Origin of the sequence: Rathayibacter sp. AY1D1 (genome assembly GCF_002932635.1) — a bacterium.
In the GTDB taxonomy this organism is placed as follows: domain Bacteria; phylum Actinomycetota; class Actinomycetes; order Actinomycetales; family Microbacteriaceae; genus Rathayibacter.
In genome coordinates, this window is record NZ_PSVY01000007.1 from 49,610 (window position 1) to 72,907 (window position 23,298).

The following is a 23,298-nucleotide window of genomic DNA, read 5'->3' on the forward strand; positions in this document are numbered from 1 at the left end:
CGCCGAGGCGAGGGGGTCCCGTCCGTCCGGGGCTCCCGCGACGGATCGCGGGAGGGGAGCCGAGGTCAGTCGGCGAGGATGAGGTACAGCGCGCGACGGGTCTCGTCGAGCTTGGCGGAGGCGGCGGCGCGCTGCGCCTCGGTCGCTCCGCGGAACTGCTGCACGACGCCCATCAGCTTGCCGACGTTCTCCATGAAGGCGCGATCGGCGTCGCTCGCGCCGGGAGTGGCCTCCCAGGCCGCGTCGAGCTCGTCGGCGTGCTCGCGCACGTAGGTGCCGCCCGCGTCCGTGAGCTGGTACTCGGTGCCGCGGCCCGCGCCGACGGCCGTGATGAGGCCCTCGTCGACGAGCTGCTGGAGGGTGGGGTAGACGGAGCCGGGGCTGGGACGCCACGATCCGTTCGTCTTCTCGGCGATGGCCTTGATCAGGCCGTAGCCGTTCGAGGACTTCTCGGAGAGGAGGGAGAGGAGAGCCGCGCGGACGTCACCGCGTCGGGCGCGTCCTCCGCCGCGGCCGAAGGGGCCGCCGAAGCCGGGGCCGAAGCCCGGGCCGAAGCCGAAGCCGGGCCCGAAGCCGCGGCCGTGACCGCCGGGTCCGCGGCGCTGTCCGCGGCCGGGGTGCTCGTGGCGGGAGGAGTGGTCGCCGTCGCACGAGTCGCGGCGGTCGTCGGAGAAGAAGGTCCTGGAGTTCATGGGTGTGCTGCTCTCTGTCGTGAGGGGATCCCTTTCGATCGGATCCGGTCGCCCGTCGGGAGCGGCTGCTTCCGATCTGTCGGCGATGCAGTAACGATATATCGGCGACGGATCGGATGTCAACACCTGAACTGCCCGTAGCCTGGGAGCTCCCCGTCGATCGAGAGGTCCCGCATGCCGCTTCCCGACTCCGAGCTCGAGGCGTACCTCGACTCCTCCCTCCTCGCCGGGGACGTCCTCACCGGCCGCGCGAGCAACCTCGGCAACCTCCGCGGCCTCGCCGCCCGCGAGCCCGCGCACCTCTACGGGGTGGACGTGGCCGAGCACTGGACGCTCGAGAGCCTGCTCGCCCTGATGGGGGAGCGCGTGGGGATCAGCACCGACCCCTCCTTCGAGAGCGGGCAGGACCGGATCGACGCCCGCCTGACGGTCGCGGGTCTCGCCCGCTACCGCGAGCGGTTCGCCGCCGCTGTCCGCGAGGGGGCGCTCCTCCTGTTCGCCACCGCGCACCCCGCGACCCTGATGGACGTCTACCGCCGCTTCGCTGCTGCCGCGACGGAGCGGGGCGCCCGCGTGATCGACGTGAACGCGCTCCCGTTCGCCGCCCCCGACGGCATCCGCGTGCCTCTCGCGGACGAGCACCAGGCCCTGTGGTGCACCGGCGGGGTCACCTGCGTCTACCGCGGGGGAGGGCTGCAGCACACGCACTCGCCGGAGCCGATGGACGCGCTGCTCGACCGCCTCGACGAGCTCGGCGTCCGCCCCGACCTGGTCGTCGCCGACCACGGCTTCGCGGGCGCGGCCGGCCGGCGGGGGCTGCCGGTCATCGCGATCGCGGACTGCAACGACCCGGCGGTATTCGTCGCCGAGGCGCAGGGCTCGATCGAGGTGGTCGTCCCGATCGACGACGGGCTGGCCGTCCACCTCTACGAGCCGGTGATCGACTTCGTCCTCCGCGCCCTCTCGGAGCCCGCGCGCACCTGACGGCTCGTAGAATCGCCTTCGGCTCGTCGCGATCCCGGATCCGACGGGCCGACCGTTTTCGCGAGTCCCCGCACTCGCCCACCACTGCAGACGGAGCATCCGTGACCCAGCCCCACGACGGCCTCCTCCCGCGCTTCGCCGTCGGCGTCGACATCGGGGGGACGTCGATCAAGGCGTCCCTCGTCGACGTCACCACCGGCGAGCGGGCGGCTCGGCGCTTCGCGGTCGCGAACCCGCTGGGCAAGGAGCCCGAGGACTTCGCCGAGGCGATCGCCGGCATCGTCCGCGACGTCTCGCCGATCTCGGGCACGCCCGTGGGCGTCGGCTTCCCCGGGATCGTCCGCGGCGGCGTCGTCCGCCAGACCACCCACGTCTCGCAGCGCTGGGTCGGGCTCGACGCGCAGGCCCTCCTCTCGGAGGCGACCGGGGTCGACGTCGTCGTCGTCAACGACGCGGACGCGGCAGGGGTCGCCGAGCGCGAGTTCGGCGCGATGCGCGGACGCGAGGGCCTCCTCCTGCTGACCACCCTCGGCACCGGCATCGGGACGGCGCTCGTCCACGAGGGCGTGGTGATCCCCAACTCCGAGCTCGGTCACCTGCACATCGACGGTCCCGACTTCGAGCCGCAGGTCGGCTTCTCGGCCGTCCGCCGCGAGGGCATCACCCTCGAGGAGTGGGCGGGTCGCCTCAGCGTCTACTACCGGCACCTCGAGATGCTGCTCTCGCCGCAGCTGTTCGTGATCGGCGGCGCGGCGGCGCACGTCTTCGACGAGTTCGCCCGCTTCCTCGACATCGGCACCGAGATCGTCCCCGCCCGCTTCGGCAACGACGCCGGATTCACGGGCGCCGCGATGGTCGCCGTCTCGCCCGACCGCCTCGCTCCCTGGTACCGCTCCACTCGCGGCGCCCGCCTCGACCCCGGGGCGCCCGCCATCGCCGACTGACCCCCTCCCTGCATCGAGGGAGCCCCGACCCGTCGAGGTAATCCGGCGGAGCGGGGTCCCTCGACGGTCCGGGGTTCCCTCAGCGGGCCGACAGGCCGCGGTAGACGGCGTCCAGCCGGGCGGCGGCGGCCGGCCAGGAGTGGGCGGCCGCCCAGTCGACGCCGCCGCGGCCGAGTCGCGCCAGCTCGCCGGGCGAGCCCAGCAGGGTCAGGATCGCCTCGGCCCACGCCGCGGGGGAGTCGGAGTCGAGCAGCACGCCGCTTCCGCCGTCGCGCACCGCGTCCACCAGGCCGGTCGTCCTGCGCGCGAGCACGGGAGTGCCGCTGCCGGCCGCCTCGAGCGCGATCAGCCCGAAGGTCTCGGCCGCCGAGGGCACGAGCGCCAGCTGCGCGCTCCGGAGCCGCTCCGCCACCCGGTCGCGGTCGGCGGCCCCCTCGATCAGCACGCGGTCTCCCAGCGGAGCCGCCGCGGCGCGCACCGCGTCGAGGTACGACTCCCGGCCCGGTGCCGCCCCGCCCACCAGCCGCAGCACCGGCCGCTCCGCCGGCGCCATCGCCGCGAGCGCCTCGACCGCCAGCAGCTGGCCCTTGAGCGGCTGCACCCGGCCGACCAGGACGACTCCGGAGCGCTCGCCGCCGCCCGGGCGGAACCGCGCGTCGACTCCGGGCGGCACCACGACGACCCGGTCGGGATCCGCGCCGTACCCGCTGACGACGTCCTCCCGCTCCGAGGCGCCCGCCACCACGATCGCGTCGGCGGAGGCGAGCACGGAGCGCTCCGCGTCGATCCGCTGCTGCGGCTCCGCGACGTCGCCCGGGGCGAGCCGGGCGTTCTTCGCGAGCGAGCCCGAGTGCATCGAGTGCACGTGCGGCCTGCCGGTGAGCGCCCCCGCGAGGCCCGACACCCAGTAGTGGGAGTGCACGACGTCGGCCCCCTCCGCGGCGCGCGCGAACTGCGGCGCCGCGGCCGCCAGCGCGTACTTGTCGCCCGCCGGCACCGGCACGCCGACCACTCGCACACCCGGCGCGAGCATCCGGACGCCCTCGCCGCGGGTCAGCACCTCGATCTCCCAGCCGAGCGCAGCCAGCTCCGGGAGCACCGCCGCGAGGTACACGTTCATCCCGCCCGCGTCGCCCGTCGACGGCTGCTCGAGCGGGGAGGTGTGCGCCGAGACGACGGCCAGACGGGGCATCCCTCCATCGTAGGGACGGCCGTGCGTCCTCCACGGATCCCGGCCCGCGGCTCGCAGCGCCTCCGGAATCGGGTTGAATAGACGGATGCGCTCGTTCGAGCGCGGAGAGCGTGAGGTCCATGGCCCGCCAGAGTCCCCCCGGTGAGGTGCTGCCGTCGGCCGCACCCGGGCCGGTGACCACCGGCCACGAGCCCTTCTCCGAGCAGGACATCCGCGCCCTCGTCGGAACCGCCGCCGTCGAGAAGGGCACCGCGTACGCGGACGAGGGCCGCGTGCGCGAGCTGCAGTGGTTCGGCGGCCGCACCCGCCTCTTCGGCCAGGTCCGCGGATCCGGGCGCTCGCCGTACGCCGTGAGCGTGCAGCTCCGCGACGAGGGCGAGCACTGGACCCTCCTCGGCGGCGCCTGCAGCTGCCCGGTCAAGAACGAGTGCAAGCACGTCGCGGCCGTCCTGATCGAGGCCCTGCGCCGCGAGCGCGAGGGCGGAGTGGCCGGTCCCTTCCCGGGCGAGGCCGCTGTCGACGCCGTCCCGGAGTGGCGCAGCGCGCTCGCCCCGCTCCTCGCCGGCGCGGAGCGCTCCCACACCGGCATCCCGCTCGGCCTGCAGTTCGAGCTGCTGCCCGGCGAGCCCGTGCGTCGCCCGCCCGGCCGCTACAACTCCTACCGGCCGCCGCCCGAGCCGCGCCCGCGCCTGGGCGTGCGCCCGGTGCGGATGGGCGACCGCGACCGCTGGGTCCGCACCGGCACCAGCTGGCGCGACCTCGGCTACCTGCACTACAGCCACGACTACGACGAGCGCCAGATCGACGTGATCCGCGAGATGCAGGGCCTGCTCTCCGGGCACAGCGCCTCCAGCTACTACTCGCCCGACACCTGGCTCTACCTCGACCAGTGCCGGAGCGAGGCGATCTGGGCGGCCCTGCACGGAGCCGTCCGCGCGGGCATCGGCCTGGTGATGGGCGACCGCGACCAGACGCCGCTGAAGATCCTCGACACGACGGCCACCGCCTCCATCGACGTCACGCGCACCGCCGCCGGCCTCGAGCTGCGCTCGCTCGTCGCGATCGGCGACCACCCGGCGCCCGAGGAGTTCGGCTTCATCGGCGACCCGGCCGTCGGCCTCTACACGTGGGAGGGCGGCGACGAGATGCGCGCCCGCCCGGTCACGCTCATCCCGTTCGCCGCGCCGCTGCTGTCCTCCGCGCGCACGTTCCTCTGGAGCCGCGAGGCCATCCGCATCCCGGTGGCCGAGGAGTCGGCGTTCCTCACCGAGCACTACCAGCGGCTGCACCGGCTGTTCGACATCGTCTCCCGCGACGGCTCCTTCGAGGCGCCCGCGGTGCCCGAGCCGCGCCTCGGCCTCACCCTCGAGCACACCGACGGCGCGGGCCTGCGCGGCTCGTGGTGGTGGCGCTACGGAGTGGAGGGGGCGCGCGGCGGCGTGGACGCCGAGCGGCTCCCGCTGCGGGTCGGCGAGGACGCCGGCTACCGCGACCCCGAGGCCGAGCAGCGGATCCTCGACTCCCTCGTGGGAGCGGGTCTCGACCCGGAGTCGACGCCGGCCCTGGTGTCCCCGTCGAGCAGGCGCCTGCGCCCCACCTTCGACCTGCGCGGCATGCAGACCGTCGGCTTCCTCACCGGCGAGGTCGAGCGGCTCCGCGAGCTCGGCACCGTCGAGATCGAGGAGATCGGCGAGCGCGTCGAGTACCGCGAGGCGCAGACCGCCCCCGTGGTCGCCGTGCAGACCGTCGCCCAGCCCGACAGCCGCGACTGGTTCAACCTCGAGATCTCCGTCACCGTCAACGACGAGGCGGTCCCGCTGGCCGAGATCTTCCTCGCGCTCGCCCGCGGCGACGAGTACATGGTGCTGCCCAGCGGCGTCTACTTCGCCCTCGACGACGAGCGGTTCGGCCGCCTCCGCGAGCTGATCGCCGAGGCCCGCGAGCTCTCGGACGACCCCGGCGAGACCCTGCGGATCAGCCGGTTCCAGTCCTCCCTCTGGGACGAGCTGGTCGAGCTGGGCGTCGTGGAGGCCCAGGCCGCCGCGTGGCGCCGCTCCGTGGAGGGGCTCTCCGGCTTCACCGCGACCGGTGCGCTGGAGTCGCGGGTCCTGCCCGAGGGCTTCGCCGTGGAGCTGCGGCCCTACCAGCAGCTCGGCTACGACTGGCTCTCGTTCCTCTACGACAACCAGCTCGGCGGCGTGCTCGCCGACGACATGGGCCTGGGCAAGACCGTGCAGTCCCTCGCCCTGGTCACCCGGGTGATGCAGGAGCAGCGCGCCGCGGCCGCGGAGGCGGGCACCTCGCCGCGCCCGTTCCTCGTCGTCGCACCCACCAGCGTGGTGCCCAACTGGGTCGGCGAGGCCAAGCGCTTCGCCCCGGACCTCCGCGTCGTCGGGATCGATGAGACGTCGAAGAAGAAGCGGAAGGCGCTCTCCAGCGTCATCGGCGAGGCCGAGCTGGTCGTCACCTCCTACGCCCTGTTCCGGCTCGACTACGAGTCGTACTCGGGCATCCAGTGGTCGGGGCTCCTCCTCGACGAGGCGCAGTTCGTCAAGAACCGCCAGTCGGCGACGCACCAGCTCGCGCGCCGGCTCGACGTGCCCTTCAAGCTCGCCATCACGGGAACGCCGATGGAGAACAACGTGATGGAGCTCTGGTCGCTGCTGTCGATCGTCGCTCCGGGCCTGTTCCCCTCGCCCGCCGGGTTCGTCGAGTTCTACCAGAAGCCGATCGAGCGCGAGGCCGACAGCGAGAAGCTCTCGCAGCTGCGGCGGCGCATCCGCCCGCTGATGCTGCGGCGCACCAAGGAGCTCGTCGCCAAGGAGCTGCCGCCCAAGCAGGAGCAGACCCTCGAGGTCGAGCTCGGCCCGAAGCAGCGGAAGGTCTACGACACGTACCTGGCGCGGGAGCGGCAGCGCGTGCTGGGCCTGATCGGCGACTTCGAGAAGAACCGCTTCGCGATCTTCCGCGCGCTGACCGTGCTTCGCCAGGTCGCGCTCGACGCGGCACTGGTCGACGAGGCGCACGAGAGCGTGCCCTCCACCAAGCTCGACCTGCTCGACGAGCTGCTGGGCGACGCACTCGGCGAGGGGCACCGCGTGCTGGTGTTCAGCCAGTTCACGCGGTTCCTCGGCCGGGTTCGCGGGCGGCTGGACGCGGCGGGCATCGAGTACGCCTACCTCGACGGAGCGACGAAGAAGCGCGACGAGGTCATCGATCGGTTCCGCTCTGGCGCGGCGGGCGTGTTCCTGATCTCGCTCAAGGCCGGCGGCTTCGGGCTCAACCTCACCGAGGCCGACTACTGCATCCTGCTCGACCCGTGGTGGAACCCCGCCACCGAGTCGCAGGCGGTCGACCGCGCGCACCGCATCGGCCAGACCCGCTCGGTCATGGTCTACCGCCTGGTCGCGAAGGACACGATCGAGGAGAAGGTGATGGCCCTCAAGGAGGCGAAGGCCGCGCTCTTCGCCGCGGTCATGTCGGACGACGGCGCGGCGGCCACCGGCGGGATCACCGCCGAGGACGTGCGCGAGCTGCTGGGCTGAGCGCCGCCGCTACTCGCGCACCTGCTCCAGCAGGGTCGTGACGGCGGCGCGGGTGTCGGCGGCGAGCCGTCCGAGGCGGTGCGCGGCACGGATCGACACCGGCCGGTACGGGTGCACGAGCCGCCGGGCCGCCGTGCAGGGCAGCGCGAACGCCGCGACGACGCCCGCGTCGATCCCGTCGAGTCCGCCGTCGTCCCGGCCGAAGACGAGCTCCCGGCCCTCGCGGGCGAGAGCCTCCGGCAGGTCGGCCTCGCCGATCGGGAGGCGCAGCACGGCGAGCAGGCCGGCCGCCTGCACCCGGCGCGGCAGCGGGCGTCCGAGGCGTCCCGCCGCGTGCACCGTGAAGAAGTCGGCCTGCCGCTCGAGGATGCCCGTGACCGTCTCGGCGAGGCGCTCCATCTCGGGGTGCAGCGAGAGCCGGGCGAGCCGGCGGTAGCCGTGCACCGCGACCCGGGCGTCCACCGCGAGGGCCAGCGCGACGGGGCCGGCGAGGGAGGCCGCGGCGCGGTCGAGGAGCGGGCGCGACCTCACCGTCGGCTCCGGCGGGCGGATGTCGATGCCGCGGATCTGCGGCGAGGCCGCGAGCACGTCGCCCAGGGCGTCGGCGATCCGGTGCCGCTCGGCGGCCCAGACGGACGCGAACGCGCGGACCTGCTCGTCGGGGTGGGCGCGCGCGAGGGGGAGCACCCGGGCCACGGTGGCGTGCTCGATCGCCCGCAGGTACGCGGTGGCGACGATGGCCTCGCGGTCCAGCGGCACCTCCTCGAACTCGCGCACCGAGAAGTGCTCGCGCAGGGCGCCGTGCGCGCTGCGGTGGTGGTCCTCGAGGTCGAACGGTTCCGCGATGCCCACGTCGTGCTCCTCCGCTAGTCCGGTCCCTCCATCCTGGGCCCCCGGTGCGAGAGGCGGAAGAGCACGCGCCCATCCCTGGGACACTGGGAGCCGGTCATCAGGCGGCCGGGGGAGCGGGGCGGGATGAGCGGGGCCCGGACCTCGGCGATCGGCGCCGTCCTCCTCGCCGCCGTCTGCTTCGGCACGACGGGGACCGCCCAGGCCCTCGGAGCGGCGGGCGTGGATCCGCTCCTCCTCGGGGCGGCGCGCATCGTCCTCGGCGGCGCCCTGCTGGCCGCTCTCCTCGGCGTGGAGGCTCTGCGCCGGCGGAGCCGCTCCCGCCCGACCCGCGCCGTCGTGCTGCTCGTCGTGCTCGGAGCGGTCGGCGTCGCCGCGTACCAGCCCGCCTTCTTCACCGGCACCGCGCAGAACGGCGTCGCGGTCGGCACGATCGTCGCCCTCGGCTCCGCTCCCGCCTTCACCGGCCTGCTGGAGTGGCTCGTCCTGCGGACGACCCCGGGCCCGCGCTGGTTCGCCTCGACCGCGCTCGCCGCGGTCGGCGTGGTGCTCCTCAGCGGCGGCGGATCCGGCGGCGTGACGCTCCCCGGCCTCGCCGCCTCGGCCGGCGCCGGCGCCTCCTACGCGCTCTACGCCGTCTGCGGCAAGCTGCTGCTCGAGCGCGGGCTCAGCCCCGTCGCCGCCATGGGAGCCCAGTTCGGAGCCGCGGCGCTGCTCGCGCTCCCGTTCCTGCTGCTGGGCGATCCGTCGCGGCTCTCCGGCTCGATCCCGGCCGTGCTCTGGCTCGGAGTGGTGACGGTCGCCGTGGCCTACACCTTCTTCGCGCGCGGCCTGCGAGCGCTTCCCGCGGCGACCGTCTCGACGCTCACCCTCCTGGAGCCGGCGACCGCGACTCTCCTCGGCGTGGCGGTGCTGGGCGAGCGGCTGACCACGGGAGCCGTCCTGGGCGTCGCCGTGCTGGTGGCGGCGGTGCTGCTGCTGGCGGTGCGGGGGCGCCGCCGTTCCGGTGCGCGGAGAGAGGCGCCGCCGCGCTCCGCGGAGTAGCGTCGACTCCCACCGACCCGACGACGAGGCGGAGCGCATGACCAACCCGTGGCTGGCCCGCCCTGGCAGCGGTCGGCGGCGCGCGCTGGTCGAGGAGTCGTGGGAGCGCGCGCGGCGGCGGCGCCTCGATCCGGACCGGCTGACGGCACCGCTCTCGTTCTCGGGAGACGACCTCCGCGAGTACCGCACCGGGCATCCGCTCGCCTCGGTCCTCCCGGTGATCCGCCGCCTGCTGGTGCGCGACGCCGACGAGGACAGCGGCGTGCTGGTCGCGGTGGGCGATGCGCTCGGGCGGCTGCTCTGGATCGACGGGGACCAGCACCTCAAGAGCCTCGCCGAGGGGATGTCGTTCGTCGAGGGCGCGGCGTGGGCCGAGCCCGACGTCGGGACGTCCGCGCCGGGGACGGCCCTCGTGCTCGATCACGGCGTGCAGATCCACGGCGCCGAGCACTTCGCCTCGCTCGTGCACCCGTGGAGCTGCACCGCCGTCCCCGTGCACGACCCCGAGACGCACGAGATCCTCGGAGTGATCGACATCACCGGTGGCGCCGACGTCGTCGCCCCGCAGACCCTCCCGCTGATGGAGGCCACGGCCGCCGCCGTCGAGAGCGAGCTGATGGTGCAGCGGCTCCTCCGCCCGCGGCGGCCCGCTGCACGGAGCACGGCGGCGGCCCGGGCGCCGAGCCTGCGGGTTCTCGGGCGCGAGACGGGCCTGGTGACGGCCGCCGGAGCGACGCTCGAGCTCAGCAGCCGGCACGCCGAGATCCTGACCCTGCTCGCCTGGCACCGGGCCGGGCTCTCGGCCGAGCAGCTCGCCCTCCTGCTCCACGGCCGGGACGACGCGGTGGTCACCGTCCGCGCCGAGATGGTGCGGCTGCGCCGCGCGCTCGAGCCGACCCTCCCGCGCCTGGTGCCCCTCTCGCGCCCCTACCGCCTGGCGAGCCCGGTCGACCTCGACGCCCGCCAGGTGCTGGGCCTGCTCGACCGCGGCTCCCACCGTCTCGCCCTGGACGCCTACCGGGGCGCGCCGCTGCCCTCGTCCGAGGCGCCGGGGATCCGGGCGATCGCCGGCGAGCTGCGCCTGCGGGTGCGGGCGAGCGTCCTCGCCGATGCGGCGCCCGCGACCCTCCTCGCCTGGGCGGAGGGCCCGGACGGCCGCGACGACGCGGAGGTGTGGCGGGAGCTCCTGCGCGTCCTCCCGCCCCGCTCGCCGCGGCGTGCCGGTGTCGCCGCGCACCTCGAGACGATCGAGGCGGAGCAGCGCTGAGCCGTTCCGGTCGCTCCCGGGAGTGCCGCCGGAGCCGTGAGGCCGCGGAGCCGTCTCGCTAGCCTCGACGCATGAGCACCCTCGCACCACCTCCCCGGGCCCTCGCGAGCGGAGTCGCGGGGGGTCTGCTCCTGATGGCGGTCTTCACGATGTGGTGGGCGAGCGACACCACGGTCGGCTGGCCGGCACCGGCGGCGACGACCGCCGTGACCGTCTGCGCGCTCGCGGCCGTGGTCTTCGCCGTGCAGGCCGTCCGCCTCCTCGTCGCCCGGCGGAGGATGGCGGTGGAGCTCACCGACGCCGACCGCGCGGCGAAGCCGAACGGTCTGCTGTTCGGAGCGGTCTTCGCCGCGGAGGGCGTGCTGATCGGTGTCGCGGTGGGCGTCCTCACCGGCACCGGGCTCGACCGCTTCCTCGTGCCGGCGATCGCCGTGATCGTGGGCCTGCACTTCTACCCGATGGCGAGGATCTTCGGCCGGACCCTCGACTTCTGGCTCGCCACCTGGACGACGCTGGTCGGAGCGATCGGAGTCGTCGTGGTCCTCGTCGATGGCTCCGCCTGGCCGCAGGTGTGGTCCTGGGTCGGCGCGGGGGCCGCAGCGGCCACGGTGACCTACGGCGTCTACATGAGCCGGATCGCCCAGCGCCTGCTCGCGAGCGTCTGAGGTCCGGGCCGCGGGGCCCTCCTCCTCGGGCGGCCGCGTCTCCGCCCGGCCGGTCCGGTCTCCGTCCTCGCCGCTCCCGCCGGTGCGTCGACCCGTGCAACGTCGTGCAACCCCCCGCGACGTAGCGTCAGGACCGGGCGCCCACCCCGCGCCCACGACAACGACGTCGATGGAGGTCCACATGACGCTGTACGCCGACCAGGTCGCCGAGCAGGCACCGCAGGAGCCGGGTTCCACGGTCTACGCGAATCCAGGCACGGAGGGATCCGTCGCCTCCTTCCGCTCGCGCTACGACCACTACATCGGAGGCGAGTACGTCGCCCCCGCGAGCGGCCAGTACTTCGAGAACATCACCCCGATCACCGGGAAGCCCTTCTGCGAGATCGCCCGCGGCACCGCCGCCGACGTCGACCGCGCCGTCGAGGCGGGCTGGAAGGCGTTCGCGAGCTGGGGGAAGACCAGCCCCGCCGAGCGCTCGAACATGCTCCTGAAGATCGCCGACCGCATGGAGGCGAACCTCGAGCTGCTCGCCGTCGCCGAGACGTGGGAGAACGGCAAGCCCGTGCGCGAGACCCTCGCCGCCGACATCCCCCTCGCCATCGACCACTTCCGCTACTTCGCCGGAGCGATCCGCGCGCAGGAGGGAGGAGTCTCCGAGATCGACCACGACACGATCGCGTACCACTTCCACGAGCCGCTGGGCGTGGTCGGGCAGATCATCCCCTGGAACTTCCCGATCCTGATGGCCGTGTGGAAGCTCGCGCCGGCGCTCGCCGCAGGCAACTGCGTGGTGCTGAAGCCGGCCGAGCAGACGCCGGCGTCCATCCACGTGCTGCTCGACCTGATCGGCGACCTCATCCCCGCCGGCGTGCTCAACGTCGTCAACGGATTCGGATTCGAAGCGGGCGCCCCGCTCGCCTCCCACCCGCGCATCCGCAAGATCGCCTTCACCGGCGAGACGACCACCGGCCGCCTGATCATGCAGTACGCCAGCGAGAACCTCATCCCGGTGACGCTGGAGCTGGGCGGCAAGAGCCCCAACGTGTTCTTCGCCGACGTCGCCGCGGAACGCGACTCCTTCTACGACAAGGCGCTCGAGGGCTTCTCGTTCTTCGCCCTCAACCAGGGCGAGGTCTGCACCTGCCCGTCGCGGGCGCTCGTGCAGCGCTCGATCTACGACGACTTCGTCGGTGACGGCCTCGAGCGGGTCAAGCGGATCAAACAGGGCAACCCGCTCGACACCGCCACGATGATCGGCGCCCAGGCCTCGAACGACCAGCTCGAGAAGATCCTCTCCTACATGGACATCGGCAAGCAGGAGGGAGCGAAGCTGCTCATCGGCGGCGACCGCGCCGACCTCGGCGGCGAGCTCAGCGGCGGCTACTACGTCAACCCGACCGTGTTCGAGGGCCGCAACTCGATGCGCATCTTCCAGGAGGAGATCTTCGGACCCGTCCTCGCCCTCACCTCCTTCGACGACTTCGACGACGCGATCGGCATCGCCAACGACACCCTCTACGGCCTCGGCGCCGGAGTGTGGAGCCGCAACGGCGCCCAGCTCTACCGCGCCGGCCGGGCCATCGAAGCAGGCCGCGTCTGGTCGAACACTTACCACCAGTACCCCGCGCACGCGGCGTTCGGCGGCTACAAGCAGTCGGGCATCGGACGCGAGAACCACAAGGTGATGCTCGACCACTACCAGCAGACGAAGAACCTCCTCGTCTCCTACGCGGAAGGACCGATGGGCTTCTTCTGAGCTGGTTGGCACGGGCTCCTCGTTCCTCGTCGCCCGTGCCGCGGTCGGCTCGCCGACGTGGCCGGGTGGGGAGGAGCGGGGAGCGTCCGCACCGAGACGGATCCGCTGGCACGCGGATCCGCCGTTCGGTGCTGGTTCGCACGGGCTCCTCGTTCCTCGTCGCCCGTGCCGCGGTCGGCTTGTGGATGTGGCCGGGTGGGGAGGAGCGGGGAGCGTTCGCACCGAGACGGATCCGCTGGCACGCGGATCCGCCGTTCGGTGCTCGGCCCTTCGGGCGAGGAACCTGACGGCGCGCGGAAGGACGGTGCTCGGCCCTGCGGGCGAGGCACCTGACGGCGCGCGGGAGAACGGTGCTCGGCCCTGCGGGCGAGGCACCTGGCGGCGCGTGGAAGGACGGTGCTCGGCCCTGCGGGCGAGGCACCTGGCGGCGCGTGGAAGAACGGTGCTCGGCCCTTCGGGCGAGGCATCGGACGAGGGAGCGCCCCCTCATGCTGATCGAGTAGTCCGCGCAGCGGCGTATCGAGATGCCGCCCGGAGGAGCGTCCGCCGTCAGCGGTCGGGCGCATATAGACATTCCGCACAACGAGCGAAGGAGCACCAACCATGACCTCTACGAGGGTCGACGTCACTGCGGAGGCGGCCGGCATGCTCCGCCGGATGACGGCTCTGCACGGGCCGCTCATGTTCCACCAGTCGGGCGGATGCTGCGACGGCAGCTCCCCGATGTGCTTCCCCGCCGGGATGTTCCGCACCGGCGCCTCGGACGTGCTCGTCGAGTCGCTCCGGCTCGACGGCCTGGACCCGATCGACTTCTGGATGTCCCGCTCCCAGTTCGAGTACTGGAAGCACACCCACCTCACCGTCGACCTCGTCGACGGGCGGGGCAGCGGATTCAGCGTCGAAGCCCCCGAGGGCAAGCGCTTCATGATCCGCAGCCGACTGCTCACCGACGACGAGCTCGTCGAGTTCGGGCTCCTCCCCGCCGGAGCCGTCGGGCCCTGAGCCGGCTTCCCTGACCCGTTCCCCCTGACCCGTTCCCCCTGACCCGTTCCCCCTGACCCGTTCCCGTCGCAGATCCTCGCCGACCGGCGACATCCCGGTCCAGCGGTGTCAGCCGCCCGGAGCAGGAGCGGGCGGCGCCTTCCCCGTGCTCAGCTGCACGCCCACCACCGATCCCTTGTCCACGCGGGTGCCCGCGGCCGGACCGGTGCCGGCCACGGTGTTCATCGGCTGCGTCGAGTCGACCTGCGACGTCGCTCCGGGAGTGAGCCCTGCTGCGGTCAGCGCCTGTGCGGCGGAGTCGCTGGTCCGGCCCGACAGGTCCGGCACGGTGACCTGCGGCGCCGCGATGAGCGACTGGTCGGCCTGCGGGAAGTCGGAGCCGCCGTAGCGGGAGTCGATCGCTGTCATCAACGGCTTCCAGATCCGGTGGCGTGCCGAGGGCGCCCAGCCGCTGTCGAAGTCGATCGAGTCGAGGTTCACCCTCGAGCCGTCCGCGCGTGCCGAGATGCTGCCGACCCAGACCGCGAGGGAGGTCTCGGTCGAGGCGCCGATGGCCCAGGTGTCGGCGGAGTTGTCGGTGGTGCCCGTCTTGGTGATGTGCTGGATGCCGTTCTTCGGATCGTCCTCGACACCCGTGCCCTCGGCGGTCACCTTGAGCATCGTGTACTGCATCGCCGAGGCGACCCTCGACGACACCGCCCGGCTGCAGGTCGTCTCCACCGGCTCGATCTCGCGGCCGTCCGCTCCGACGATCGCCGTGATCGCGACGGGGGTGCAGGTCGTGCCGTTCGCGGCGATGCCGGAGTAGGCGGTCGCCATGGTGAGCGGTGCGATCTCGTTGGTGCCGAGGACCGCTCCCGGCGACTGCACGAGCGCGGTCCCGTCCGCGCGGTGCACTCCGAAGGCCTCGGCCTGCTTGCGGATCTCGCACTGGTCGAGCAGGTGCGACATCCCGGTGAAGCCCGTGTTCAGCGAGTAGATCGTCGAGTACAGCGCCGTCTGGGTGTCGGTGTAGCCGCCGTCGCCGGCGTTCTTGGGGTTGTAGGAGTCGTAGTCCCAGGTGCCCTCGCAGCTGTCGGCGAAGCCGGTCCAGTTCTTCTGCTTCGAGTCGAACTGCTCGAGCAGGGTGTGCCCGCGGTCGAGCCACTCGGCGAGCGTGAACACCTTGTAGGCGGAGCCGGTCTGGAAGCCGTTGCCGCCGCCCGCGGACGCGTCGACGTTGAGGTTGATCGCCGAGAACTCCGGCCCGCTCGCGATCACGTCCGGGTCCTGGCTGTAGCGCTTGTTCTGCACCATCGTGAGGATGCGCCCGGTGCCGTTCTGGACGGCGACCGCCGTCGCCCCGACGTCGAAGCGCGGATCGGAGGAGGGGACCTGCTCGTCCATCAGCTCCTGCGCGGTCCTCTGCAGGTCGAGATCGATCGTCGTGTAGACCTTGATGCCGCCCTGCTTGATCGCCGCGTAGCGCTCGTCGTCGGTCGCTCCGAGCGCCGGGTCGTCTCGGAGGACGTGGGTCACGTAGTCGCAGAAGTAGGCCGCGCTGCCGGCCGTCTGGCAGCCGGTGGACGGCGGGGTGATGTCGGGGGTGATCGCCTCGGCGGCCGCGGCGTCGTGCGCGGCCTGGTCGATGCTCCCCGTCTCGAGCATCCGATCGAGGATGTAGTCGCGCCGCTCCCGGGTCTGCGCGTAGCCGTTCGCCTCGCCGTTGGCCGTGTCGTCCGGACGGTCGAAGCGGAACTTCTCGGGGTTGTTCACGATGGCCAGGAGCGAGGCGGACTGCGCGAGGGAGAGGTCGGCCGCCGGGATGCCGTAGTAGTACTCCGCCGCGGCCTCGATGCCGTAGACGGTGCCTCCGAACAGCGCGATGTTGAGGTAGCCGAGGAGGATGTCGTCCTTCGAGGACACCTTCTCGAGCCCGATCGCGAGCCGCATCTCCTTGAGCTTGCGCTCGGCCGTGGTCGCCGTCGCCTCCGCGTACGCGCGGTCGCGGTCCGCCTCGTCCGGGATCGACTCGGCCTTCTGCACCAGCACGTTCTTCACGTACTGCTGCGTGATCGACGAGCCGCCCTGGGTGTCGCCGTCGAGGAGGTAGGTACTGGCGATGGCGCGGAGGGTGCCCTGCAGGTCGATCCCGCCGTGGTCGTAGAAGCGCGGGTCCTCGCTCGCGACGAGCGCGTCCTTCACGGAGTCGGCGATCCGGTCGGCCGGCACCTCGATCCGGTTCTGGTCGTAGAAGGAGGCCAGCAGCGTCGGATCGTCCGGGTCGCCCGCGTAGACGTCGCTCTTCTGCATCAGGCGCCCGACCTCGAGGTAGCTCGGGAGGGACTGGAACGCCGAGATAGTGCCGGAGGTCGCCGCGCCGGTGAGCGCGGCGGCGGGGGCGACCACGAGCGAGGCGAGCAGACCCGCCAGGACGCTGACGATCACGAATCCGAACAGCGCGCCGAGAGCCCCGTGGACGGTTCGACGGGGCTGGAAGACGGGGACGTTCGGTCGCTTCAGGATGGATCCTCTCGCTGCACCAGCACCCTAGGCGAGGCCTGCGACATCCCCGACGAGGCGCGCCATGGCCGCGCCGGACGCCTGTCCGCCCGGAGTCGGCGCGACGGCGCCTGCGCAGGCCCGACGCCTGCGACAGCAGAAGGGGCCGACCCCCGCCGGGATCGGCCCCTTCACGGGACGGGCGACGTCTCTACTCGATCAGGTCGCCGTTCAGGTCCGAGATGTCGTTCGGATTGGCCGGAGCCTTGCCCGTGCTCACCTGGAGGGGGATCACCCCGCCGGCGACCGCCGTCTCCTCCGCGCTCGGCGTCGTCGACACGACGGAGCCCTCCGGGATCGTCGCGGAGTCGACCGACTCGTGCATCCCGACGACGAAACCGGCGGCGGTGAGGATGGCCGTGGCGCTCTCGACCGTCTCGCCCGTGACGTCGGGGACCTCGGAGTTCGCCGCCGATCGCGGCGAGTACGCGAGCATCGACGCCGGCGGTGCCGTGAAGTCGTCCCCGCCGTACTTCTCGTCGAGCGCCGTCATGATCGGCTTCCAGATGGCGTGCCGGGCGTTGGAGGCGCGGATGGTGCCCTTCTCGCCCGTCAGGCTGATGAAGCGCAGGTTCTGCTTGGTGTTGTCGGCGAAGCCGTTGATGCTGCCGACCCAGACCGCCAGGGAGGCGGCCTTGCTGGCGCCCGCCGTCCACACGTCGGCGGCCTCGTCGGTGGTGCCCGTCTTGCCGATGTGCTCGATCCCGTCGAAGGGGTTCGAGGCGTAGGCCGTTCCGGAGGTCATCACCCGCTGCATCGCGTACTGCATCCCTCGGGCGACCTCGGGCGACACGGAGGGCGTGCACGCCGATGCCGGGGCGGCGACGGCGTTGCCCTCGCTGTCGGTGATCCGGTCGATGACGATCGCCGAGCAGGTCGTGCCGTCGTTCGCGATCCCCGCGTAGGCGTTGGCCACCGTCAAGGGCGCGATCTCGTTCGTCCCGAGGACCGAGGCCGGCCCGTTGGCGAGCTCGCGGCCGTCGGCGCGGTGCATCCCGAACGACTCGGCGGTGGTGCGGATGTCGCAGAGGTCGAGCTGCTGCGCCATTCCCATGAAGCCGGTGTTGATCGAGTTCGTGGTCGCGCCGAGCGCGCTCATCGAGCTCGCGTCCTCCGACGGGTCGTCGTTGCGAGGCGAGAACTTGCCGTAGTAGCCGCCGTCGCCCTCGACGTTGCACTTCTGGGGGTAGGAGCTGAAGCCGGAGGTGGGGGAGGCGAACGACTCGTTGACGGTGTGCCCCGCCTTCAGCCACTGCGCCAGCGTGAACACCTTGTAGGTCGATCCGGTCTGCACGCCGGAGCCGCCGCCCATGCTGAGGTCGACGTTGAGGTTGATCGCGCTGTAGCCGGGGTTCGCGGCGAGGAACTGCTCGTCCTGGCTGTACTGCGTGTTCTGCACCATGGAGAGCACGCGGCCCGTCTTCGCCTCGACGGAGGCGGCCGTCGCGCCGACCTGGAAGCGCGGGTCGACGGAGGGGATGTAGGCGTTGAGCGCCGCCTGCGAGACCTGCTGGATGTCGAGGTCGAGGGTCGTCACGACGTCGAAGCCGCCCTGGCGGATGCGCTGATAGCGCTCGTCGTCGGTCGCCCCGAAGACGGAGTCGTTGCGGAGGACGTTCAGCACGTAGTCGCAGAAGTACGCGGCGTTGCCGGCGGTGGTGCAGCCGGTCGAGGGCTCCGTGATGTTCGGGGTGATCGGCTCGGCGACGGCGGCGTCGTGCGCGGCCTGGTCGATCCGGCCGTGCTTGAGCTCCTCCGACAGGATGTAGTCGCGGCGCTCCTTGGTGGCGGCGTAGCCGTTGGCGGCGCCGTTCGCCTCGTCGCCCGGGTTGTCGAAGCGGAACTTCGCCGGGTTGTTCACGATCGCCAGCAGCGCGGCCGCCTGCGAGGTCGAGAGCTGGCTCGCGGGGATGCCGTAGTAGTAGTTCGCCGCGGCCTCGATGCCGTAGACGGTGCCCCCGAAGAGGGCGATGTTGAGGTAGCCGAGCAGGATGTCGTCCTTCGACGCTTCCTTCTCGAGTCCGATCGCGAGGCGCATCTCCTTGAGCTTGCGCTCGGGGGTCGGGTCCGTCGCCTCCTGGTAGGCCTTGTCGCGCGCGGCCTCGTCGGTGATCGACTCCGCCTTCTGCACCAGGACGTTCTTCACGTACTGCTGCGTGATCGACGACCCGCCCTGCAGGTCGTCGCCCGTGAGCGTGACGGCGATGGCCCGGAGCGTGCCCTGGAGGTCGATGCCGCCGTGCTCGTAGAAGCGCGGGTCCTCGCCGGCGACGGCCGCGTCCTTCGCGGACTGCGCGACGTCGTCCCAGCCGACCTCGACGCGGTTCTGGTCGTAGACGGAGGCGAGGAGGGTCGTCCCGTCGCTCGCGTAGACGTTGGTGCGCTGCATCAGCTGGCCCACGTCGAGGTAGCCCGGCAGGTTCTGGAACATGCCGATCGTGTTGCTCGTCGCCAGGCCCGTCAGCGCGAGGGCCGGCGTGACGCCGACGGTGATCAGGACGCCCGCCACGGCGCTCATCCCGATGAACCCCATGACCGCCCGCAGCGACATCCCGAGCGGCCGGACGGAGCGGCGGGATGCAGTGGGAAGTGCCATGGAGCGGTCGTCCTTTCGACGCGGCGCCGGGCCGCGGAGATGTGAGGGAGGGTGGCGAGAAGCCTCGCGAGCAGTCGCGCGATCCCCCGGGTTCATGGTACGTGACGGGTGCGCCTGCGGGGCGTCCTCCTCCCGGTGGAGATGAGGAGCTGGCGGGTGATGCGCAGGAGCGGGCGCGTCCGGAGTGCTGACCTCGGGTCGATGCATCCGTATCGTGGGGGGAGCGCCGCTCCGAGGGGCGCTGCAGCACCCGTTCCACCCACCGCTCCGGGGCCCCGGGCGGCCGGCCCCGGCAGAAAGCGCACACCATGGCACGCATCCACGACGACGTGACCCAGCTCGTCGGCAGGACCCCTCTCGTCCGCATCAACCGGCTGGAGGGCGCCGACCAGGCGACGGTCCTCGCCAAGCTCGAGTTCTACAACCCCGCGAACAGCGTGAAGGACCGCATCGGCGTCGCCATCATCGACGCGGCCGAGGCCTCCGGCGAGCTGCACCCCGGCGGGACGATCGTCGAGGGCACGAGCGGCAACACCGGCATCGCGCTCGCGATGGTGGGCGCCGCCCGCGGCTACAAGGTCGTCCTCACGATGCCCGAGACGATGTCCGTCGAGCGCCGGGTCCTCCTCCGCGCCTACGGAGCCGAGATCGTGCTCACCCCCGGCAGCGAGGGCATGCGCGGAGCGGTCGAGCGCGCCCGCGCGATCGTCGACGAGACCCCCGGCGCGATCCTCGCCCGCCAGTTCGAGAACGCCGCCAACCCCGAGGTGCACCGCCGCACCACCGCGGAGGAGGTCTGGGAGGACACCGACGGCGCGGTCGACGTCTTCGTGGCCGGCATCGGCACCGGCGGCACCATCACCGGAGTCGGCCAGGTGCTCAAGGAGCGCAAGCCCGGCGTGCAGATCATCGGAGTGGAGCCGATCGACTCCCCGCTCCTCACCCAGGGCACCGCCGGGCCGCACAAGATCCAGGGCATCGGCGCCAACTTCGTCCCCGCGATCCTCGACCGCGAGGTCTACGACGAGATCATCGACGTGACGCTCGACGACTCCGTGCGGGTGGCCCGCGAGATGGCCGCGCAGGAGGGGATCCTCGGCGGCATCTCCTCCGGCTCGATCATGTGGGCCGCGCTCGAGGTCGCGAAGCGCCCCGAGAACGCGGGGAAGACCATCGTCGCCATCGTCTGCGACTTCGGCGAGCGGTACATCTCGACCGTCCTGTACGAGGACCTCCGCAGCTGAGCCCCTCGAGACGAGGCGGGACGCCCCGCTCCGGACGCGACGGTCGGCCGGAGCGCCGCGTCCCGTCCGGACCGGAGCGTCCCAAGCTCCTCGCCCTGCTCCGCGAGGACGTCCGCACCGCCCGGGAGCGCGACCCCGCCGCCCGGAGCGCGGTGGAGGTCGTCCTCTCCTACCCGGGAGTGCACGCGGTCTGGGTGCACCGCGTCGCGCACGCCTGGTGGCGGCGGGGCCTCCGCCTGCCCGCCCGGCTGCTCAGCCAGGCGGCGCGCGCGGCGACCGGGGTGGAGATCCACCCCGGTGCGACCATCGGCCGACGCCTGTTCATCGACCACGGCATGGGCGTCGTCATCGGCGAGACCGCGCGGATCGGCGACGACTGCATGCTCTACCACTCCGTCACGCTGGGCGGGAGGTCGGCCCGGCGCGAGCGTCGGCACCCCACGCTCGGCGACCGGGTGGTCGTCGGCGCCGGCGCGGTCGTCCTGGGCCCGCTCGTGCTCGGATCCGACGTCAGCGTGGGCGCGAACGCCGTCGTGGTGAAGGACGCGCCCGACGGAGCGGTGCTCGTCGGCATCCCGGCCCGCGATCTGCGCGATCAGGGCGGGGAGGAGGACCCGCTCGCCGGGTCCGGCCGCTCCACCGGCCCGGCGGGACGCGTCTAGCCGGCGACGCTCAGTCGTCGCCCCTCGGCGAGATGTCGCGCGGGGCGCTCTTGATCTGCGCGAAGGCGTCCAGTGCGTGCGCCCGCGTCTCCTTGAGGTCGACGAGGGGCGCCGGGTAGCCGTCCGCGCCTCCGGTCAGCGTGTCCCCTAGCGTCCACGGCTCGTGCACGGCGGCGCCCTCGACTCCGCCGAGCTCCGGCACGTTGTGGCGGATGTACTCGCCGGCCGGGTCGAACTTCCTCGACTGCGTGACCGGGTTGAAGACCCGGAAGAACGGCGACGCATCGGCTCCCGAGCCCGCGACCCACTGCCAGTTCGCGGCGTTGCTCGCCGGGTCCGCGTCGACCAGGGTGTCCCAGAACCACTCCTCGCCCACCCGCCAGTCGACCAGCAGGTTCTTGATCAGGAACGACGCGGTCACCATCCGGACCCGGTTGTGCATGTAGCCGGTGCTCCAGAGCTCGCGCATGCCGGCGTCCACCAGGGGGTAGCCGGTGCGCCCCTGGTGCCAGGCGTCGATCGCCTCCTGGCCGGGGCGTCCCCACGGGAAGGAGTCGAACCGGGTGTCGAAGTTCGCGGTCGCCAGATCCGGCCAGTGGAACAGCAGGTGGTAGCAGAACTCGCGCCAGAGCACCTCGGAGAGGAACCGGTCGCTGCCGTCGCCGCGGTGCAGGCCCTTCGCGTGCGCCTCCTCCAGGGCGTGCCACACCTGGAAGGGGCTGATCTCGCCCCACCTCAGGTGCGGGGAGAGGTTCGAGGTGGCGTCCTCCGCCGGCCGGTCGCGGCCGTCGGCGTAGTCGTCGAGCTGCTCCGCGAGGAACGCGCGCAGCCGGCCGGCCGCCGCCTTCTCGCCGGGGACCCAGCGCTCGCGCAGCCCTCCCGCCCAGTCGGGACGCGTGGGCAGCAGCTCCCAGTCGTCGAGGGAGTCGGAGGCGATCTCTCCCGTGACGCCGTCGAGCGAGCGGGGGCGGGGGAGCGGCGCGCGCGGCGTCGGCTTGGCGCGGCAGGCGCGGGCGAAGGGCGTGTAGACGGAGTAGGGGCCGCCGGCGCCGGTCTGCACGGTCCACGGCTCGAACATCAGCGAGCCCTGGTGGCTCTCGGCCTCGAGGCCGCCGTTGCGGAGCGATTCCTTCACCGCCGCGTCGACGGTGCGCTCGGCCCTCCCGTAGCGGCGGTTCCAGTGCACGGCTCCGGCGCCGATCTCCTCGGCGAGCTGGAGGACGACGGCCTCGGCCGGCCCACGGCGCAGGATCAGCGGGGCGCCGTGCTCGCGCAGGTCGGCGGCGAGGGCTGCGAGGCTGCCGTGCAGCCACCAGCGGGAGGCGCCCCCGAGCGGACGGATGCCCGCCGACTCCTCGTCGAGCACGTAGCAGACCGCGACGGGGCCGCCACGGTCGATCGCGGCGCGCAGAGCGGGGTTGTCGGCCAGGCGCAGGTCGTCGCGGAGCCAGACGAGGGTGGGGGAGGTGTCACTCATGGTGACCACCATGATCCGCGAGTCCCGCGCCGCGGCGAAGACCTGGCCGGTCGCTGCGGCCCGTGCTAGCGGGGACGGATCAGGCGGAGACGATGCCGTCGCGGAGCTTGTCGCAGAGCGCGGTCAGCTGCTTCAGCTCGTTTTCGTCGAGGACGCCGCCGACCTGCTCCGAGATGGTCCTCATGTGGGTGAGCGCGACGCGGCGGAAGAGCGCGTAGCCCTCGTCGGTGATCGCGATGATCGTGCCGCGGGCGTCCGCCGGATCCTCGCTCTTCTCGACGCAGCCGCGGGCGGCGAGCCGGTCGATCAGCCTGCTGACGCTGGGCTGCGTCAGGAGGACGTGCCGGTTCAGGTCGCGCAGCCGTGCGCGCCGACCGGGCTGCCGGGTGAGGTTGAAGAGCACGTCGTACTCGTTCATCGAGATCTCCCGCGAGGGGAACTCGGTGCTCAGGGTGCGCATCACCTGGACCTGGGCGCGGAAGAGCGACTCCCAGGCGGCGACGGCCTCTCTCGACCCCACTGGTCCTCCTTCACGGCACTCAGGAAGCGGTTCCCTGACATCCAGACGCCGTACAGCCTACGCCGGGGTGCTGGGAGGAGGGGAGTCGGAGGAAGGGGGCCGGGGGAACGACAGAAGGCCGGCCGCTGAGGCGAGCGGCCGGCCTTCATTCCCTTGCACCAAGAGTGTCCTGCAATCACTTCTCGCGCTTCCCGCCACAGCAAACGGTCGACGCACTTGAACTATATAACGACCCGGTAACGACGCAACCCTCTCTTTCCTGAATCCTCCCTGAGCCGCCCCGCCCCGCCAGTCGCCGCGCCCGCCCGCGCTCCGCAC

17 protein-coding genes are annotated in these 23,298 nt (G+C 72.6%); 10 read left to right on the plus strand and 7 right to left on the minus strand.

Annotated elements, in window-relative coordinates; all coding sequences use genetic code 11:
* Positions 1–65: 65 nt before the first annotated feature.
* On the minus strand, positions 66–692 hold the full coding sequence (locus C5C56_RS07070) for a PadR family transcriptional regulator (protein WP_104319299.1): 627 nt from the start codon (positions 690–692) through the stop codon (positions 66–68).
* A 174-nt stretch (positions 693–866) separates the two neighbouring features.
* Between C5C56_RS07070 and C5C56_RS07075 the strand changes: the two genes are divergently transcribed.
* Both C5C56_RS07075 and C5C56_RS07080 read left to right on the plus strand, forming a co-directional pair.
* The gene (locus tag C5C56_RS07075; RefSeq protein WP_104319300.1) at positions 867–1,676 is read left to right on the plus strand and encodes a phosphatase; all 810 of its coding nucleotides are present in this window, start codon (positions 867–869) and stop codon (positions 1,674–1,676) included.
* Between the two features lie 101 nt (positions 1,677–1,777).
* Entirely contained in the window at positions 1,778–2,620 is an 843-nt protein-coding gene (locus tag C5C56_RS07080; protein WP_258065608.1) for an ROK family protein, read from the plus strand.
* Positions 2,621–2,699: 79 nt separating this feature from the next.
* Here the strand turns inward: C5C56_RS07080 and C5C56_RS07085 are convergent, their stop codons facing one another.
* On the minus strand, positions 2,700–3,812 hold the full coding sequence (locus C5C56_RS07085) for a glycosyltransferase (RefSeq protein WP_104319301.1): 1,113 nt from the start codon (positions 3,810–3,812) through the stop codon (positions 2,700–2,702).
* A 119-nt stretch (positions 3,813–3,931) separates the two neighbouring features.
* Here C5C56_RS07085 and C5C56_RS07090 point away from each other — a divergent pair, with 119 nt between their 5' ends.
* Positions 3,932–7,357 carry a DEAD/DEAH box helicase gene (locus C5C56_RS07090; RefSeq protein WP_104319302.1) on the plus strand — a complete coding sequence of 1,142 codons (3,426 nt, stop codon included), beginning with the start codon at positions 3,932–3,934 and terminating at the stop codon, positions 7,355–7,357.
* A 9-nt stretch (positions 7,358–7,366) separates the two neighbouring features.
* On the opposite strand, the gene C5C56_RS07095 is transcribed toward C5C56_RS07090, so the two are convergent.
* Positions 7,367–8,209, minus strand: a complete 843-nt coding sequence (locus C5C56_RS07095) for a hypothetical protein (RefSeq protein WP_104225933.1) — start codon at positions 8,207–8,209, stop codon at positions 7,367–7,369.
* Positions 8,210–8,332: 123 nt separating this feature from the next.
* Between C5C56_RS07095 and C5C56_RS07100 the strand changes: the two genes are divergently transcribed.
* The 5 genes from C5C56_RS07100 (at position 8,333) to C5C56_RS07120 (ending at position 13,940) form a co-directional block, all read left to right on the plus strand.
* Positions 8,333–9,250 carry an EamA family transporter gene (locus tag C5C56_RS07100; protein WP_104319303.1) on the plus strand — a complete coding sequence of 306 codons (918 nt, stop codon included), beginning with the start codon at positions 8,333–8,335 and terminating at the stop codon, positions 9,248–9,250.
* Positions 9,251–9,287: 37 nt separating this feature from the next.
* On the plus strand, positions 9,288–10,517 hold the full coding sequence (locus C5C56_RS07105; protein ID WP_104233439.1) for a GAF domain-containing protein: 1,230 nt from the start codon (positions 9,288–9,290) through the stop codon (positions 10,515–10,517).
* Between the two features lie 71 nt (positions 10,518–10,588).
* A complete protein-coding gene (locus C5C56_RS07110; protein ID WP_146085178.1) occupies positions 10,589–11,182 on the plus strand; it encodes a hypothetical protein in 594 nt (197 codons plus the stop codon).
* A 181-nt stretch (positions 11,183–11,363) separates the two neighbouring features.
* Complete coding sequence (locus tag C5C56_RS07115; RefSeq protein WP_104233506.1) at positions 11,364–12,938, plus strand: aldehyde dehydrogenase family protein; 1,575 nt, start codon at positions 11,364–11,366, stop codon at positions 12,936–12,938.
* A 603-nt stretch (positions 12,939–13,541) separates the two neighbouring features.
* Complete coding sequence (locus C5C56_RS07120) at positions 13,542–13,940, plus strand: DUF779 domain-containing protein (protein WP_104247017.1); 399 nt, start codon at positions 13,542–13,544, stop codon at positions 13,938–13,940.
* 108 nt (positions 13,941–14,048) lie between these two features.
* On the opposite strand, the gene C5C56_RS07125 is transcribed toward C5C56_RS07120, so the two are convergent.
* Positions 14,049–16,367: a transglycosylase domain-containing protein gene (locus C5C56_RS07125; protein ID WP_104287699.1), complete on the minus strand. Its 2,319-nt coding sequence runs from the start codon at positions 16,365–16,367 to the stop codon at positions 14,049–14,051.
* Positions 16,368–16,632: 265 nt separating this feature from the next.
* On the minus strand, positions 16,633–19,077 hold the full coding sequence (locus tag C5C56_RS07130) for a penicillin-binding protein (protein ID WP_159939720.1): 2,445 nt from the start codon (positions 19,075–19,077) through the stop codon (positions 16,633–16,635).
* A gap of 308 nt (positions 19,078–19,385) precedes the next feature.
* Here C5C56_RS07130 and cysK point away from each other — a divergent pair, with 308 nt between their 5' ends.
* Together cysK and epsC are read left to right on the plus strand one after the other, a co-directional pair.
* Positions 19,386–20,321, plus strand: coding sequence for a cysteine synthase A (gene cysK / locus C5C56_RS07135; RefSeq protein WP_104224197.1), 936 nt, complete (start codon positions 19,386–19,388; stop codon positions 20,319–20,321).
* Positions 20,322–20,416: 95 nt separating this feature from the next.
* Positions 20,417–20,983 carry a serine O-acetyltransferase EpsC gene (gene epsC, locus C5C56_RS07140; protein WP_104224204.1) on the plus strand — a complete coding sequence of 189 codons (567 nt, stop codon included), beginning with the start codon at positions 20,417–20,419 and terminating at the stop codon, positions 20,981–20,983.
* Between the two features lie 10 nt (positions 20,984–20,993).
* Here epsC and C5C56_RS07145 read toward each other — a convergent pair whose 3' ends face one another.
* Positions 20,994–22,460, minus strand: coding sequence for a deoxyribodipyrimidine photo-lyase (locus C5C56_RS07145; protein WP_104319335.1), 1,467 nt, complete (start codon positions 22,458–22,460; stop codon positions 20,994–20,996).
* Positions 22,461–22,539: 79 nt separating this feature from the next.
* Positions 22,540–22,920 (minus strand): MarR family winged helix-turn-helix transcriptional regulator, encoded by a 381-nt coding sequence (locus tag C5C56_RS07150; protein ID WP_104261471.1) that lies wholly within the window; start codon positions 22,918–22,920, stop codon positions 22,540–22,542.
* Between the last annotated feature and the right edge of the window lie 378 nt (positions 22,921–23,298).